16 protein-coding genes are annotated in these 14694 nt (G+C 54.6%); 14 read left to right on the forward strand and 2 right to left on the reverse strand.

Going from position 1 to position 14694, the window contains the following annotated elements; translation table 11 throughout:
- Positions 1–210: 210 nt before the first annotated feature.
- The 9 genes from udp (at position 211) to tatD (ending at position 8121) form a co-directional block, all read left to right on the forward strand.
- On the forward strand, positions 211–972 hold the full coding sequence (gene udp / locus L2Y28_RS00990) for a uridine phosphorylase (RefSeq protein ID WP_003860792.1): 762 nt from the start codon (positions 211–213) through the stop codon (positions 970–972).
- Between the two features lie 139 nt (positions 973–1111).
- On the forward strand, positions 1112–2569 hold the full coding sequence (gene rmuC, locus L2Y28_RS00995; protein WP_022646672.1) for a DNA recombination protein RmuC: 1458 nt from the start codon (positions 1112–1114) through the stop codon (positions 2567–2569).
- Between the two features lie 66 nt (positions 2570–2635).
- A complete protein-coding gene (ubiE, locus tag L2Y28_RS01000; protein ID WP_022646673.1) occupies positions 2636–3391 on the forward strand; it encodes a bifunctional demethylmenaquinone methyltransferase/2-methoxy-6-polyprenyl-1,4-benzoquinol methylase UbiE in 756 nt (251 codons plus the stop codon).
- A 13-nt stretch (positions 3392–3404) separates the two neighbouring features.
- Complete coding sequence (gene ubiJ / locus L2Y28_RS01005) at positions 3405–4010, forward strand: ubiquinone biosynthesis protein UbiJ (RefSeq protein ID WP_022646674.1); 606 nt, start codon at positions 3405–3407, stop codon at positions 4008–4010.
- Positions 4007–5647 carry a ubiquinone biosynthesis regulatory protein kinase UbiB gene (gene ubiB / locus L2Y28_RS01010; RefSeq protein ID WP_022646675.1) on the forward strand — a complete coding sequence of 547 codons (1641 nt, stop codon included), beginning with the start codon at positions 4007–4009 and terminating at the stop codon, positions 5645–5647. Before ubiJ ends, ubiB begins: the two co-directional genes overlap by 4 nt.
- 76 nt (positions 5648–5723) lie before the next feature.
- Positions 5724–5978 (forward strand): Sec-independent protein translocase subunit TatA, encoded by a 255-nt coding sequence (gene tatA, locus L2Y28_RS01015; RefSeq protein ID WP_022646676.1) that lies wholly within the window; start codon positions 5724–5726, stop codon positions 5976–5978.
- A 3-nt stretch (positions 5979–5981) separates the two neighbouring features.
- Positions 5982–6524: a Sec-independent protein translocase protein TatB gene (tatB, locus tag L2Y28_RS01020; RefSeq protein WP_022646677.1), complete on the forward strand. Its 543-nt coding sequence runs from the start codon at positions 5982–5984 to the stop codon at positions 6522–6524.
- Between the two features lie 2 nt (positions 6525–6526).
- Positions 6527–7297, forward strand: a complete 771-nt coding sequence (gene tatC, locus L2Y28_RS01025; protein WP_022646678.1) for a Sec-independent protein translocase subunit TatC — start codon at positions 6527–6529, stop codon at positions 7295–7297.
- Positions 7298–7338: 41 nt separating this feature from the next.
- Positions 7339–8121 carry a 3'-5' ssDNA/RNA exonuclease TatD gene (gene tatD, locus L2Y28_RS01030; protein ID WP_022646679.1) on the forward strand — a complete coding sequence of 261 codons (783 nt, stop codon included), beginning with the start codon at positions 7339–7341 and terminating at the stop codon, positions 8119–8121.
- Here tatD and rfaH read toward each other — a convergent pair.
- On the reverse strand, positions 8118–8609 hold the full coding sequence (gene rfaH / locus L2Y28_RS01035; RefSeq protein ID WP_032622063.1) for a transcription/translation regulatory transformer protein RfaH: 492 nt from the start codon (positions 8607–8609) through the stop codon (positions 8118–8120). The genes tatD and rfaH overlap by 4 nt on opposite strands.
- 172 nt (positions 8610–8781) lie before the next feature.
- Between rfaH and ubiD the strand changes: the two genes are divergently transcribed.
- From ubiD to L2Y28_RS01050, 3 genes are all read left to right on the forward strand, one after another.
- Positions 8782–10275 (forward strand): 4-hydroxy-3-polyprenylbenzoate decarboxylase, encoded by a 1494-nt coding sequence (ubiD, locus tag L2Y28_RS01040; protein WP_087878245.1) that lies wholly within the window; start codon positions 8782–8784, stop codon positions 10273–10275.
- A gap of 39 nt (positions 10276–10314) precedes the next feature.
- A complete protein-coding gene (gene fre, locus L2Y28_RS01045) occupies positions 10315–11016 on the forward strand; it encodes an NAD(P)H-flavin reductase (protein ID WP_003860778.1) in 702 nt (233 codons plus the stop codon).
- 217 nt (positions 11017–11233) lie between these two features.
- Positions 11234–12853 carry an ABC-F family ATP-binding cassette domain-containing protein gene (locus L2Y28_RS01050; protein ID WP_022646682.1) on the forward strand — a complete coding sequence of 540 codons (1620 nt, stop codon included), beginning with the start codon at positions 11234–11236 and terminating at the stop codon, positions 12851–12853.
- A gap of 38 nt (positions 12854–12891) precedes the next feature.
- On the opposite strand, the gene L2Y28_RS01055 is transcribed toward L2Y28_RS01050, so the two are convergent.
- Positions 12892–13179 carry an HTH-type transcriptional regulator gene (locus L2Y28_RS01055; protein ID WP_003860776.1) on the reverse strand — a complete coding sequence of 96 codons (288 nt, stop codon included), beginning with the start codon at positions 13177–13179 and terminating at the stop codon, positions 12892–12894.
- A gap of 330 nt (positions 13180–13509) precedes the next feature.
- On the opposite strand from L2Y28_RS01055, the gene L2Y28_RS01060 reads away from it, so the two are divergent.
- Together L2Y28_RS01060 and cspA are read left to right on the forward strand one after the other, a co-directional pair.
- Positions 13510–14220 carry a DUF3053 domain-containing protein gene (locus L2Y28_RS01060; protein ID WP_022646683.1) on the forward strand — a complete coding sequence of 237 codons (711 nt, stop codon included), beginning with the start codon at positions 13510–13512 and terminating at the stop codon, positions 14218–14220.
- 243 nt (positions 14221–14463) lie between these two features.
- Complete coding sequence (gene cspA, locus L2Y28_RS01065) at positions 14464–14676, forward strand: RNA chaperone/antiterminator CspA (RefSeq protein WP_003860775.1); 213 nt, start codon at positions 14464–14466, stop codon at positions 14674–14676.
- Positions 14677–14694 lie beyond the last annotated feature (18 nt).

Genomic DNA, 14694 nt, shown 5'->3' on the forward strand with positions numbered 1-14694 from the left:
CCAGGTTAACAACCCACAGTGCCTTATAGCGTCTATCTTTTGTGCAGCACCCGGCGATATAACTTGTTAATGTGATGTGAATCACCATTTTATGGAAATTAACTGCAATCATTTTCATTCATGGTGAGGTGTGTCACGAAATAATGCACATTGCTTCTGTAAAGTACCGTTTTACTTCTTCTGACAAACCGACCCACAGAGGAGTCACCTATGTCTAAGTCTGATGTTTTTCATCTCGGCCTCACTAAAAACGATTTACAAGGGGCTACGCTTGCTATCGTCCCTGGCGATCCTGAGCGTGTGGAAAAGATCGCCGCGCTGATGGATAAGCCGGTTAAGCTGGCAGCGCATCGCGAATTCACCACCTGGCGCGCAGAGCTGGACGGTAAAGCGGTGATCGTGTGCTCTACCGGTATCGGTGGCCCGTCTACCTCTATCGCCGTTGAAGAGCTGGCACAGCTGGGCATTCGTACTTTCCTGCGCATTGGCACCACAGGCGCCATTCAGCCGCACATCAACGTGGGCGACGTGCTGGTTACCACCGCATCCGTGCGTCTGGACGGGGCAAGCCTGCACTTTGCACCGATGGAATTCCCGGCAGTGGCTGATTTCGAATGCACCACCGCACTGGTTGAAGCCGCGAAGTCCGTGGGCGCCACCACCCATGTGGGCGTCACGGCATCATCCGATACCTTCTACCCGGGCCAGGAGCGTTACGACACCTTCTCTGGTCGCGTGGTGAGCCGTTTCAAAGGCTCCATGGAAGAGTGGCAGTCGATGGGCGTCATGAACTACGAAATGGAATCTGCGACGCTGCTGACCATGTGCGCAAGCCAGGGTCTGCGTGCCGGTATGGTGGCGGGCGTTATCGTCAACCGTACCCAGCAGGAGATCCCGAACGCTGAAACCATGAAGCAGACTGAAAGCCATGCGGTGAAAATCGTGGTTGAAGCGGCGCGCCGTCTGATCTAATTCTCTCTTCAGTGCTAAAAGGCCGACATGCTCGGCCTTTCTTTTTTGCGTAACTCCTCGCAGGAAAACCCTTTCAAACTGGACGTTCATACAGCACAATTCTATTTTGTGCGGGTTACACGTGGATGCAGGGGGCATTGTGGATATCTCAATCCTGGTTTATGCGGTAGTTGCGCTGGTGAGCGTGGGGATTGGCTGGCTCATTTGCGGCTACCAACATGCTCAGCAGAAAGCCGATCAGCTGGCAGAGCGCGAAGAGATCGTCGCCGAACTCAGCGCGACGAAACAACAGCTTGCGCTGAGTGACCACTGGCGCGATGAGTGTGAACTGCTCAATAACGAACTGCGCAATCTTCGCGACATTAACACCTCGCTGGAGGCCGATCTCCGGGAAGTGACCACCCGCCTTGAATCCACCCAACTGCACGCCGAAGACAAAATCCGTCAGATGATCAACAGCGAGCAGCGTCTTAGCGAGCAGTTTGAGAACCTTGCGAACCGCATTTTTGAGCACAGCAATCGCCGCGTGGATGAGCAGAACCGCCAGAGCCTGAACAGCCTGCTGACGCCGCTGCGTGAACAGCTGGACGGCTTTCGCCGTCAGGTGCAGGACAGCTTTGGTCAGGAGGCTCGCGAGCGCCACACGCTGGCGCATGAGATCCGTAATCTCCAGCAGCTGAATGCGCAGATGGCTCAGGAGGCGGTTAACCTGACGCGCGCACTGAAAGGTGATAACAAAGCGCAGGGAAACTGGGGCGAAGTGGTCATGACGCGCGTGCTGGAGGCCTCTGGCCTGCGTGAAGGATACGAATACGAAACGCAGGTCAGCATTGAAAACGATGCGCGCTCGCGGATGCAGCCGGATGTCATTGTTCGTCTGCCGCAGGGCAAAGATGTGGTTATCGACGCCAAAATGACGCTGGTGGCCTATGAGCGCTACTTCAACGCGGAAGATGACTATACCCGCGAGACAGCGTTGCAGGAGCATATCGCCTCCGTGCGTAACCATATCCGTCTGCTGGGCAGAAAAGATTATCAACAGTTGCCGGGGCTGCGATCGCTGGATTATGTGCTGATGTTCATTCCGGTTGAGCCAGCCTTCCTGCTGGCGCTCGACAGACAGCCCGAACTGATCACCGAAGCGCTGAAAAATAACATTATGCTGGTCAGCCCCACCACGCTGCTGGTGGCGTTACGTACCATTGCCAACCTGTGGCGTTATGAGCACCAAAGCCGTAACGCGCAGCAGATTGCCGATCGCGCCAGCAAGCTGTACGACAAAATGCGGCTGTTTGTGGATGATATGTCCTCGGTGGGGCAAAGCCTGGATCGCGCGCAGGATAACTACCGCCAGGCGATGAAAAAACTCTCCTCCGGGCGCGGCAATTTGCTGGCGCAGGCGGAGGCGTTTCGCAGCCTGGGGGTGGAAGTTAAACGCGAGATTAATCCGGAACTGGTGGAGCAGGCTACGGCTCAGGACGAGGAGTTTCGTTTGCGTGAAGGCGATGGTGAGCAAAATAGCCGCAATGAAGACAATGGGTTAGCGGCGAGTTTATCCCCCGAAGCGCAGTCGGCGCGTTTCTTTCGCGGTGGTTGAAACGTAGGGCAAATGCGCCCAATCTGTTACACTTCACGAACATTTGACTGATTAGCAGGCTCTGAGATGGTTGACGATTCACAAGACACAACGCACTTTGGCTTTCAGACTGTCGCCAAAGCGCAGAAAGCTGACATGGTGGCCCACGTATTTCATTCCGTGGCGGCGAAGTACGATGTGATGAATGATTTGATGTCGTTTGGCATTCATCGCTTGTGGAAGCGCTTCACTATTGATTGCAGCGGCGTGCGCCGTGGACAAAAGGTGCTGGATTTAGCCGGCGGCACAGGGGATCTGACCGCTAAATTCTCCCGTCTGGTTGGCGAAACCGGTCGCGTGGTGCTGGCAGATATCAACGACTCCATGCTGAAAATGGGACGCGAAAAGCTGCGTAACATCGGCGTGGTAGGCAACGTTGAATATGTTCAGGCCAACGCCGAAGCGCTGCCGTTCCCGGACAATACGTTCGACTGCATCACCATCTCCTTCGGCCTGCGTAACGTGACCGATAAAGATAAAGCGCTGCGCTCTATGTACCGCGTGCTGAAGCCGGGCGGCCGACTGCTGGTACTCGAGTTTTCTAAACCAATTATCGACCCGCTGAGCAAAGCTTACGATGCCTATTCCTTCCACGTTCTGCCGCGCATCGGCGAGCTGGTGGCAAACGATGCAGAAAGTTACCGTTATCTGGCCGAATCCATCCGAATGCACCCGGATCAGGACACGCTGAAAGCGATGATGCAGGATGCGGAGTTTGAAAACGTGGAATACTTCAATATGACGGCGGGTGTCGTCGCGCTGCATCGTGGTTACAAGTTCTGAGTGGAGGTTTCCCGTGCCCATTAAACCCTTAGTCACCGCAGGCATCGAGAATGTACTGAATGCCTTTCTGTATCGCGCCCCGGCGCTGAAAACCGCACGTCAGCGGCTTAACGGAAAGGTGCTGCGTATCGTTTTAAAAGAGTTCTCGACGCCGCTTGTGCTGGTCTTCAGCGAACGCCAGCTTGACGTTCTGGGGGAGTGGGAAGGCGAGGCTGACTGCTCGGTGATTACGCACATGAGCGTATTGCCAAAACTGCGTGACCGTCAGCAGATGACGGCGCTTATTCGCAGCGGTGAGCTGGAGGTCGAGGGCGATATTCAGGTGGTACAGAACTTCGTTGCACTCAGCGATCAGGCTGAATTTGACCCCGCGGAACTGCTGGCGCCCTATATCGGCGACATCGCGGCTGAAGGGATAAGCAAAACGCTGCGCACGGGTTCCACTTTCCTGCGTAAAGGCCTGCTCCGTCAACAGCGCTATGCTGCCGAGGTGCTGACCGAAGAGTGGCGTATGGCGCCTGGGCCTTTAGAAGTCGCCTGGTTTGCAGAAGAGACCGCGGCAGTTGAGCGCGCAGTTGATGCGTTAACCAAACGGCTGGAAAAACTGGAGGGCAAATGACGCCTGGTGAAATTCGGCGCCTCTATTTTATCGTTCGCACCTTTTTGAGCTACGGGCTCGACGAGCTTATCCCCAGAATGCGTATCACCCTGCCGCTTCGGCTTTGGCGTCGCACGCTGTTCTGGATGCCGAATCGCCATAAGGATCAGGAGCTGGGCGCACGCCTGCGTCTTGCGTTGCAGGAGCTGGGACCGGTCTGGATCAAGTTTGGGCAGATGCTCTCAACGCGTCGCGACCTTTTCCCGCCGCAGATTGCCGATCAGCTCGCGCTATTGCAGGACCGCGTCGCTCCGTTTGACGGAGAGAGAGCGAAGAAACAAATCGAAGAAGCGATGGGCAATATCCCCATCGAGACCTGGTTTGATGATTTCGACATTCAGCCTCTGGCCTCTGCCTCTATTGCGCAGGTTCACACCGCGCGCCTGAAGGAGAATGGCAAAGAGGTGGTCATTAAGGTGATTCGCCCGGATATCCTGCCGGTTATCAGAGCGGACATGAAGCTGATCTATCGCCTGGCTCGCTGGGTGCCGCGTCTGTTGCCGGATGGCCGCCGTCTGCGTCCGCTGGAAGTGGTACGGGAATACGAAAAAACGCTCATCGATGAACTTAACCTGCTGCGTGAATCGGCGAACGCCATTCAGCTGCGTCGAAACTTTGAAGACAGTCCGATGCTGTATGTTCCGGAAGTCTATTCTGACTATTGCAGTCAGAACATGATGGTGATGGAACGTATCTACGGCATCCCGGTCTCGGACGTGGTAGCGCTGGAAAAACAGGGCACCAACATGAAGCTGCTAGCCGAGCGCGGCGTGCAGGTCTTCTTTACTCAGGTTTTCCGCGACAGCTTCTTCCATGCTGACATGCATCCGGGCAACATTTTCGTCAGCTATGAGCACCCGGAAGACCCGAAGTACATAGGCATCGACTGCGGTATTGTCGGCTCGCTGAATAAAGAGGATAAGCGTTATCTCGCCGAGAACTTTATCGCTTTCTTCAATCGCGACTACCGTAAGGTGGCCGAACTGCACGTGGATTCAGGCTGGGTTCCGCCAGATACCAACGTGGAAGAGTTTGAATTTGCGATCCGTACCGTCTGTGAGCCAATTTTTGAAAAGCCGCTCTCAGAGATCTCTTTCGGGCATGTTCTGCTCAACCTGTTCAACACCGCCCGCCGTTTTAATATGGAAGTGCAGCCACAATTAGTTTTACTTCAGAAAACATTACTTTACGTTGAGGGCGTAGGCCGCCAGCTCTATCCTCAGTTAGACTTGTGGAAAACCGCGAAACCGTTCCTCGAATCCTGGATTAAGGATCAGGTCGGTATTCCAGCCCTGGTTCGCTCGCTTAAAGAGAAAGGCCCGTTCTGGATTGAAAAAATGCCAGAAATTCCTGAACTGGTTTACGACAGTTTGCGTCAGAGCAAGAACCTTCAGCACAGCATGGATAAAATCGCGCACGAGCTTCAATCCAGTCGCGTACGTCAGGGGCAGTCCCGCTATCTCTTCGGAATTGGCGCGACGCTGCTGATAAGCGGCACGTTGCTGTTGATCAATCGTCCGGACTGGGAAATGATGCCAGCCTGGATTATGGCTGCCGGTGTGGTTGTCTGGCTTGCTGGCTGGCAAAAAACACGCTGAATTAGCGTCGCTATCGAGGGATTGCATACGTATAATGCGATCTGACTAATTAATCATCTATCACTGGGGAACACGCATGGGTGGTATCAGTATCTGGCAGTTAGTGATCATTGCCGTCATCGTTGTGCTGCTGTTCGGCACGAAAAAACTCGGATCAATTGGTTCCGACCTGGGCGCGTCAATCAAAGGCTTCAAGAAAGCCATGAGCGATGATGAGAATAAGCAGGAAAAAAGCGGTCAGGACGCTGATTTTACCGCTAAATCTATCGCCGATAAGCAGGACGAAGCCAAAAAGGAAGAGGCCAAACGTCACGATAAAGAGCAGGTGTAATTCGTGTTCGACATTGGTTTTGGTGAGTTACTGCTGGTCTTTGTGATTGGTTTGATTGTGCTGGGGCCGCAGCGTTTACCCGTTGCGGTAAAAACTGTCGTGGGCTGGGTGCGTGCGCTCCGTTCGCTGGCAACGACCGTGCAGAACGAGCTGGCGCAGGAGCTGAAGCTTCAGGAATTTCAGGACAGCCTGAAAAAGGTTGAAAAGGCGAGCATGGACAACCTGACGCCGGAGCTGAAAGCATCCATGGATGAGTTGCGCGAAGCGGCTGAATCCATGAAGCGCTCATACAGCGTTAACGATCCTGAGAAGGCGAGTGATGAAGCAAACACCATCCATAATCCGGTGGTGAAGGGCAGCGAAGAGCAGCGCGAGGGTGTGACGCCTTCCAGCGCGGAACATCAGGCTGCTTCGCCAGAGCAATCGCCGCAGGAGCCCGAAGTGAAAAAGCAGGTGCCGCCGGAAGAGCCCGTGGTCAAAACGGCTGAGGTAAAACCCGCCGCGCCCGTTTCCGAATCATCCCCCTCGTCGAGTGATAAAGCGTAAACATGGCAGTAGATGATACTCAACCGCTGATTACGCACCTCATTGAGCTGCGTAAGCGTCTGTTAAACTGCATTATTGCGGTTTTCCTCATTTTTTTATGTCTGGTCTATTTTGCCAACGATATCTATCAGGTGGTTTCCGCACCGCTGATTAAGCAGATGCCGCTGGGCGCAACGATGATTGCAACGGACGTTGCTTCGCCGTTCTTTACCCCGATCAAGCTGACCTTCTGGGTGTCGTTGATTGCCTCTGCGCCGGTCATTTTGTATCAGGTCTGGGCATTTGTGGCACCCGCGCTGTACAGGCATGAACGCAAGCTAGTTATTCCGCTGCTGGTGTCCAGTTCGCTGCTGTTTTATATCGGTATGGCGTTCGCCTACTTCGTTGTCTTCCCGCTGGCCTTCGGCTTCCTGACGCATACCGCGCCGGAAGGGGTACAGGTGTCGACGGACATCGCCAGCTACCTCAGCTTCGTTATGGCGCTGTTTATGGCCTTTGGTGTCGCCTTCGAGGTGCCCGTCGCGATAGTCCTGCTCTGCTGGGTGGGGGTGACCACGCCTGACGATCTGCGTAAGAAGCGCCCGTACATCCTGGTAGGGGCATTTGTCGTAGGTATGCTGTTAACGCCACCGGACGTCTTCTCGCAAACCTTACTGGCCATACCCATGTACTGCCTGTTTGAAGTCGGCGTATTCTTCGCTCGTTTCTACGTCGGAAAGGGGCGTACCCGGGACGAAGAAGACGAGCCGTCTGAAGAGACCACTAAAGAATAAAACCAACCGCCCGTCAGGGCGGTTGTCATATGGGGATACGTATGTTTGATATCGGGCTTAACCTGACCAGCGCCCAGTTTGCGAAAGACCGCGATGAGGTGGTGGCGCGCGCCTTTGCCGCCGGCGTGAACGGGCTGTTACTGACGGGAACAAATCTGCATGAGAGTGAGCAGGCACGGCAGCTGGCGCAACGCTATCAACACTGCTGGTCCACCGCAGGCGTGCATCCTCATGACAGCAGCCAGTGGACGCAGGAAAGCGCTGAGGCGCTTCATCGTCTGGCGGCTACGCCAGAAGTGGTTGCCATTGGCGAATGCGGGCTTGATTTCAACCGTAATTTCTCGACGCCTGAAGAGCAGGAGAAGGCATTTACCGCCCAGCTCGCGCTGGCTGCAGAGCTGGGGATGCCGGTGTTTATGCACTGTCGCGATGCGCATGAACGTTTTCTGGCGCTACTGGACCCCTGGCTGGAGAAACTGCCAGGCGCGGTGTTGCACTGCTTTACGGGCTCCCGTCAGGAAGCGCTGGATTGCCTGAACCGAGGGCTTTATTTGGGTATCACGGGCTGGGTGTGCGATGAGCGTCGTGGGCTGGAGCTGCGCGAGCTGTTATCCGTAATCCCGGCCGAGCGTTTGTTGCTGGAAACGGATGCGCCGTATCTGTTGCCCCGGGATATGCAGCCCAAACCGGCATCACGACGTAACGAACCGGCTTATCTGGGACACATTGCTGAGCGAGTGGCGTACTGGCGCGGGGAAGATGCGCAGTGGCTGGCAGCCCAAACCGATGACAACGTGCGTCGTCTGTTCGGCGTGCAGTTCTAAACTTTGCGGAAATCGGTGTTTTTAACGCTCTGCAACACCTCTTTGTTCAGCAGGTTGAGCAGCAGCATAGAACGCGCTTCACCGTCTGGTTCAGCGAAGATGGCCTGTAACCCTTCAAAAGCGCCTTCGGTGATCACCACGCTGTCCCCGGCATAAGGGGTTTCCGGATCGGTAATATCTTCAGGCTGCTGGTAGACAGAGAGCTGATGAATAACCGATGACGGTACTCTTGCCGGATGGGCGCCAAAACGCACAAAATGGCTGACGCCGCGCGTGGCGCTGATCGTCGTGGTGTGGATCACTTCGGGGTCGAACTCAACGAACAGATAGTTCGGGAACAGAGGCTCACTGACGGTCATGCGTTTTCCACGCTGCATTTTTTCAAGCGTGATCACGGGCGTCAGGCAGTTAACAGACTGACGTTCAAGATGTTCCTGTGCGCGCTGAAGTTGCCCGCGTTTGCAATACAGTAAATACCAGGCCTGCATAATCACTCTTCCCATTGTTCGGGGCGCAAGCATACCAAAACCCTGGCGGGATCGCTAAGGTGATTATAATGGCGAAAAAGAGAGTAAGTCGTGGAAGTTCACGCTAATTTAACAAAATTACAGCATCACGCGGTCTTACGCCGTATAATGAAGCGCTTACAGAGAGGCCATGATTAACTGCATGAAATACCACGATCTACGCGACTTCCTGGCGCTGCTGGAAAAGCAGGGCGAACTCAAACGCATTACGCTTCCTGTTGATCCGTATCTGGAAATGACAGAAATCGCTGACCGCACCCTGCGCGCGGGCGGCCCGGCGTTGCTGTTTGAAAACCCAAAAGACTACGCTATGCCGGTACTGTGCAACCTGTTTGGCACACCTCGCCGCGTGGCGATGGGCATGGGGCAGGAAGATGTTACGGCGCTGCGTGAAGTGGGCAAACTGCTGGCCTTTCTGAAAGAGCCGGAGCCGCCAAAAGGGTTCCGCGACCTGTTCGACAAGCTGCCGCAGTTTAAGCAGGTGTTGAATATGCCCACCAAACGCCTGCGCGGCGCGCCATGCCAGCAAAAAGTGCTGGAAGGCGATGCAGTTGATCTGACCAAAATTCCCATTATGCAGTGCTGGCCTGAAGATGCCGCACCGCTGATTACCTGGGGCCTCACCGTGACGCGTGGGCCGCATAAAGAGCGTCAAAACCTCGGCATTTATCGCCAGCAGCTGATTGGCAAGAACAAGCTCATCATGCGCTGGTTGTCCCACCGCGGTGGCGCGCTGGATTTCCAGGAGTGGTGCGCGGCCCATCCGGGCGAACGCTTCCCGGTTTCCGTCGCGCTGGGTGCCGATCCGGCAACCATTCTGGGCGCGGTGACGCCTGTTCCTGATACGCTGTCTGAATATGCCTTTGCAGGGCTGCTGCGCGGCACCAAAACCGAAGTGGTGAAGTGCATCTCCAATGACCTGGAAGTGCCAGCCAGCGCAGAGATCGTGCTGGAAGGTTACATTGAACAGGGCGAGCTGGCACCCGAAGGACCGTACGGCGACCACACCGGCTATTACAACGAAGTGGATAACTTCCCGGTATTCACCGTCACGCACATTACCCAGCGTGAAGATGCCATTTATCATTCAACTTACACTGGCCGCCCACCGGATGAACCGGCGGTACTTGGCGTGGCGCTGAACGAAGTGTTCGTGCCGATCCTGCAAAAGCAGTTCCCGGAAATTGTTGATTTTTATCTGCCGCCGGAAGGGTGTTCGTATCGCCTGGCGGTGGTGACGATGAAGAAGCAGTATGCCGGTCACGCTAAGCGCGTGATGATGGGCGTATGGTCTTTCCTGCGCCAGTTTATGTATACCAAGTTTGTGATTGTCTGCGATGATGACGTCAATGCCCGCGACTGGAATGACGTCATCTGGGCCATCACCACGCGTATGGATCCGGCGCGTGATACGGTGTTAGTGGAAAACACGCCGATTGATTATCTGGACTTTGCCTCGCCGGTTTCCGGCCTTGGTTCAAAAATGGGACTGGATGCCACGAACAAATGGCCTGGCGAAACCGACCGTGAATGGGGTCGCCCGATCGAAAAAGATCCTGCCGTGACCGCGCGAATTGACGCGATCTGGGACGAGCTGGCCATAATGAATAACGGTAAGGCAGAATAAGACCGTTTAGCCCTATAGACTTCCCGACAGAGAGAGCGAATGACAACCTTAAGCTGTAAAGTGACGTCGGTAGATGCTATTACCGACACCGTATATCGCGTCCGTTTGGTTCCTGAAGCGGCATTCTCATTCCGTGCCGGTCAGTACCTGATGGTCGTGATGGACGAGCGTGATAAGCGTCCTTTCTCTATGGCCTCAACGCCAGCAGAGAAGGAATTTATTGAGCTGCATATTGGTGCGTCTGAGCTTAACCTGTACGCGATGGCCGTGATGGATCGCATCCTGAAAGAGCGTGAAATCGTGGTCGATATTCCTCATGGCGAGGCCTGGCTGCGTGAAGACGAAGACCGTCCGCTGATCCTGATTGCCGGTGGTACAGGCTTCTCCTATGTCCGCTCTATTCTGTTGACGGCGCTGGCGCGTAATCCAAATCGCGATATCACCATCTACTGGGGCGGCCGTGAAGAGAAGCACCTTTACGATCTGTCTGAGCTGGAAGCGCTGAGCGTCAATCATCCAAACCTGCGCATTGAGCCGGTTGTCGAGCAGCCGGAAGAGGGCTGGCGCGGGCGCAGCGGTACGGTGCTGACTGCGGTATTGCAGGATCACGGAACGCTGGCCGGGCACGATATCTACATTGCCGGTCGCTTTGAAATGGCGAAAATTGCCCGCGACCTGTTCTGCAACGAGCGTGACGCGCGGGAAGATCGTCTGTTTGGCGATGCGTTTGCGTTTATCTGATTGTGAGACCCGCTTCGGCGGGTTTTTTACGCTCGGGCAATAGCGCTGGTGAAAATTTAACCTTGAAATGGGCGGCGCATTGCCGTTATTCTTGTTCCCGTTAAATTTCGCCCTCAGGAGCGCCCCCCAAAAATGAACAAACACGACTGATGAATTTCGATCCTTGCTCAACGCATCGCGTCGGCAGGGGATGTTTTGATTTCATTCAGGAGTGCTTATGGCTCATTTTGCGCAATCCCCCTCTTTTATTTTGCATCAGGTCACCTGTCAGTTTGCGACGGGCGATATCCTTTTTGGTCCACTGAATCTTTCTCTGGATGCGTCAGTGTGTGCGCTGGTTGGCCGCAACGGCAGCGGTAAAACACGCCTTCTGCGTCTGCTGGCAGGGGTTGATGAACCCGCCAGCGGTCACGTTGAGCGCTTTGGTTCACACGTCTATGTGGCGCAGCAGCAGGATATTTCTGCGGATACGACTCTTGCCGGACTGCTTGGTTACGACGCGATCTTTGCGGCGCGCACGCGCATCGACGGCGGTCATTATGAACCCGACGATCTCGACACGCTCGATGGTTACTGGGATCTGGCTGAACGGCTAAGCCAGGCTTTTATCGCTGCAAAACTTCCCTCTTTTGAGCCGAACAAACGCGCGGCAGAGCTAAGCGGCGGCGAGCGCATTCGTGCCTTGCTGTGCGGCGCATTCACCGCGGATGCTGATTACCTGCTGCTGGACGAACCGACCAACCACCTCGACAGGCAAGGCCGCGTGTGGTTCTACGAGCAGCTTTCCCGGTATCAGGGCGGGGTGCTGGTGGCCTCTCACGACCGTGAGTTGCTGGCCCAGGTACCGCGTATCCTTGAACTGAGCGCGTTGGGCTTGCGCAGCTACGGCGGGAATTATGCTGACTATCGAACCCAGCGTGATGCTGAGCAACTGGCTGCCCGCGCCGCGCTGGAGCATGCTGCCACCGAACGCAAGCGTACCCGCGCCCGTATGCATAAAGAGCATGACGACAGCCAGCGGCGTTCGGCCAAAACGCTTCGCACGGTCGACAGCCTTAACATCGCCTCGTTTGAACGGGTCAAATACAAAGGGGCGGCGAAAGAGCGGATTGGTTCCTGGAAAAAACAGCATAGCGATCAAAATCATGCCCTGAACGCTGCGGTTAACCAGGCACGCGAGCGGGTTGAAGAAGATAACGCGGTGATGTTTACCCTGCCGGGCAGTGAAATCCCGGAAGGAAAACAGGTGCTGGTGCTGGAAGAACTGGTGCTTCCGCACGTGCCTGTCTCCCCGATAAACTGGCGAATGGATGGCCCGATGCGCGTGGCGCTACGCGGGCCGAACGGCTGTGGGAAATCCACGCTGTTGAAAGTGATGTTGGGCGAAACCGCCCCTGTTACGGGAACCTGTAAGGTCTCCGTCAGATGTGCTTATCTCGATCAGCATCTTTCCCGGCTGGATCTGTCGCAGTCGGTGATGACACACCTTAGCCTGGGCAATACACCGCTCGAAGAGGGGGCGCTGCGTACCCGTTTAGCGCAGCTTCAGCTGGGCGCGGAGAAAGTGACACTTCCACTGGCCGATCTAAGCGGCGGCGAGCGCCTGAAGGCCGCGCTGGCCTGCGTATTGTGGCGTGAAGCGGCAACGCAGCTGTTGCTTCTGGATGAGCCGACCAACCACCTCGATCTGGCTTCCGTTCAGGCCATTGAAGCGGCCCTGGCCGATTATCCCGGCGCGCTGCTGGTGGTGTCGCACGATGAAGCGTTTTTAGCAGGATTAAAGCTGACGCATGAGCTGGTGTGGGAAGAGTCGGGATGGCGATGTGAAAGCCTCTAAACACAAGCCCCCGCAAGGGCGGGGGCAAACAAACTTTATCAGGCTAACTGCTTGCGAAGGTCAGGGTTTGCCTGGATCAGGCGCATCAGCTTTAGCTCGGCTGGGGTAGGTTTTTCACGCTTTGACTCCCACTCCAGCACCATCGCTACGCTGACACCCATCGCTCTTGCGAATTCATCTGTTTTCAGGCCCGACCCTTTGCGTAAACGCTCAAATTCACTAAAAGGATTGGACTTTTGATTCAGGGTAACCGTCGGCGGTACATCTTTAAAAATAATCTGTTCCAGGCTGCTCAGCAGCTCAAACTCAGGATCTTTTAATTCCATTGAGAACTCCTCATAAATCACACATCGGGATCATGAACATCAGAGAGCATGTTAAGAATAGTCCCTAAACCAAACACAGGATCGTCACGGTTGTGATTAATTGTGCGATAACGATCGCTTTACCCGTTTCAGCTATATGGATAGTTATGCTAATTACCTGATTAATCATATGTAGGGATGCACAGGTATTTTTTTGTAAATAGTCAGTACAAAAACGGCAATACCCGTTTTGCATGAAAACTCTATCTTGCAAGGCTGACCTGGACTATCCTTGTCAGCGTTGGGCACGCGTGTGCCGGTGTGCGCTTTTTGGGTGAAAGGAGTAATAAAATGGCGACAGGAAAGTCCTGCTCTCGCTGGTTTGCGCCTATTGCGGCGTTGTTGATGGTTGTTAGCCTGAGTGGGTGTTTCGATAAAGAAGGCGATCAGCGCAAAGCGTTTATCGATTTTTTACAGAATACAGTGATGCGTAGCGGCGAGCGTTTACCAACGCTGACTGCGGATCAGAAAAAACAGTTTGGTCCATTCGTGTCGGATTACGCCATTCTGTATGGCTATTCACAGCAGGTAAGCCAGGCGATGGATTCGGGTATTCGCCCGGTCGTGGATAGCGTCAATGCCATTCGCGTTCCACAGGATTATATGACCCAGCGCGAACCGCTGCGCCAGTCCAACGGCGCCCTTGGGGTGCTGAGCCAGCAGTTGCAAAATGCCAAAATGCAGGCTGATGCGTCGCGCTCCGCGTTGAAGCAGGACGAGGATCTCAAGCCGGTTTATGACCAGGTGTATGAGAAAGTCGTGACCAAGCCGTCAAACGCCTTGCAACCACTGATCTCGGCGGCGCAAGTCTTTACTCAGCAGCTGGTTCAGGTGGGTGACTTTATTAATGAGCAGGGTACGCAGGTGAGCTTCGTCTCTAACGGTATCCAGTTCCCGACCTCCCAGCAGGCGAGTCAGTACAATACGCTGATTGGGCCGCTGGCGTCCCAGCATCAGGCCTTTAGCCAGGCCTGGAGCGCAGCGGTCGCTGCAACGGAATAAGAAAAACCCCCGCTTCGGCGGGGTTTTTTTATGCATGATGAAAATAACGCTTGTCATTCTTCTACCATATCGGTATAACTATCTTCGTCGGTTTGTTACACAGACCTAAAGCAGTTTAGTAAAGCAGTCCAGATTGTTATCCATAGATACCCTTCGTAGTGACCCTTCCTTCATCGCTTAAAAATCTGTAACGCAATCCATCAAGCCGGAAGGCACAATATATTTGTTAATAAGGTAATTTCTATGTCTGCTAAAATGACTGGTCTGGTAAAATGGTTCAACGCTGATAAAGGTTTCGGCTTCATCACTCCTGACGATGGCTCTAAAGACGTGTTCGTACACTTCTCTGCTATCCAGAACGATGGCTACAAATCTCTGGATGAAGGTCAGAAAGTTTCCTTCACCATCGAAAGCGGCGCTAAAGGCCCAGCAGCTGGTAACGTTGTAAGCCTGTAAGCTTCCAACCCAGTAGCA

The sequence above is a fragment of the Enterobacter sp. JH25 genome (assembly GCF_021725435.1).
Classification (GTDB): Bacteria; Pseudomonadota; Gammaproteobacteria; order Enterobacterales; family Enterobacteriaceae; genus Enterobacter; species Enterobacter intestinihominis.

Bases quoted from the DNA above. Each gene is read 5' to 3' on its own strand.
- tatA (WP_022646676.1), top strand. From the start codon at position 5,724: ATGGGTGGTATCAGTATCTGGCAGTTAGTGATCATTGCCGTCATCGTT.
- ubiB (WP_022646675.1), top strand. From the start codon at position 4,007: ATGACGCCTGGTGAAATTCGGCGCCTCTATTTTATCGTTCGCACCTTT.
- tatC (WP_022646678.1), top strand. From the start codon at position 6,527: ATGGCAGTAGATGATACTCAACCGCTGATTACGCACCTCATTGAGCTG.
- L2Y28_RS01060 (WP_022646683.1), top strand. From the start codon at position 13,510: ATGGCGACAGGAAAGTCCTGCTCTCGCTGGTTTGCGCCTATTGCGGCG.
- fre (WP_003860778.1), top strand. From the start codon at position 10,315: ATGACAACCTTAAGCTGTAAAGTGACGTCGGTAGATGCTATTACCGAC.
- L2Y28_RS01050 (WP_022646682.1), top strand. From the start codon at position 11,234: ATGGCTCATTTTGCGCAATCCCCCTCTTTTATTTTGCATCAGGTCACC.
- ubiE (WP_022646673.1), top strand. From the start codon at position 2,636: ATGGTTGACGATTCACAAGACACAACGCACTTTGGCTTTCAGACTGTC.
- cspA (WP_003860775.1), top strand. From the start codon at position 14,464: ATGTCTGCTAAAATGACTGGTCTGGTAAAATGGTTCAACGCTGATAAA.
- tatD (WP_022646679.1), top strand. From the start codon at position 7,339: ATGTTTGATATCGGGCTTAACCTGACCAGCGCCCAGTTTGCGAAAGAC.
- L2Y28_RS01055 (WP_003860776.1), bottom strand. From the start codon at position 13,179: ATGGAATTAAAAGATCCTGAGTTTGAGCTGCTGAGCAGCCTGGAACAG.
- rfaH (WP_032622063.1), bottom strand. From the start codon at position 8,609: ATGCAGGCCTGGTATTTACTGTATTGCAAACGCGGGCAACTTCAGCGC.
- udp (WP_003860792.1), top strand. From the start codon at position 211: ATGTCTAAGTCTGATGTTTTTCATCTCGGCCTCACTAAAAACGATTTA.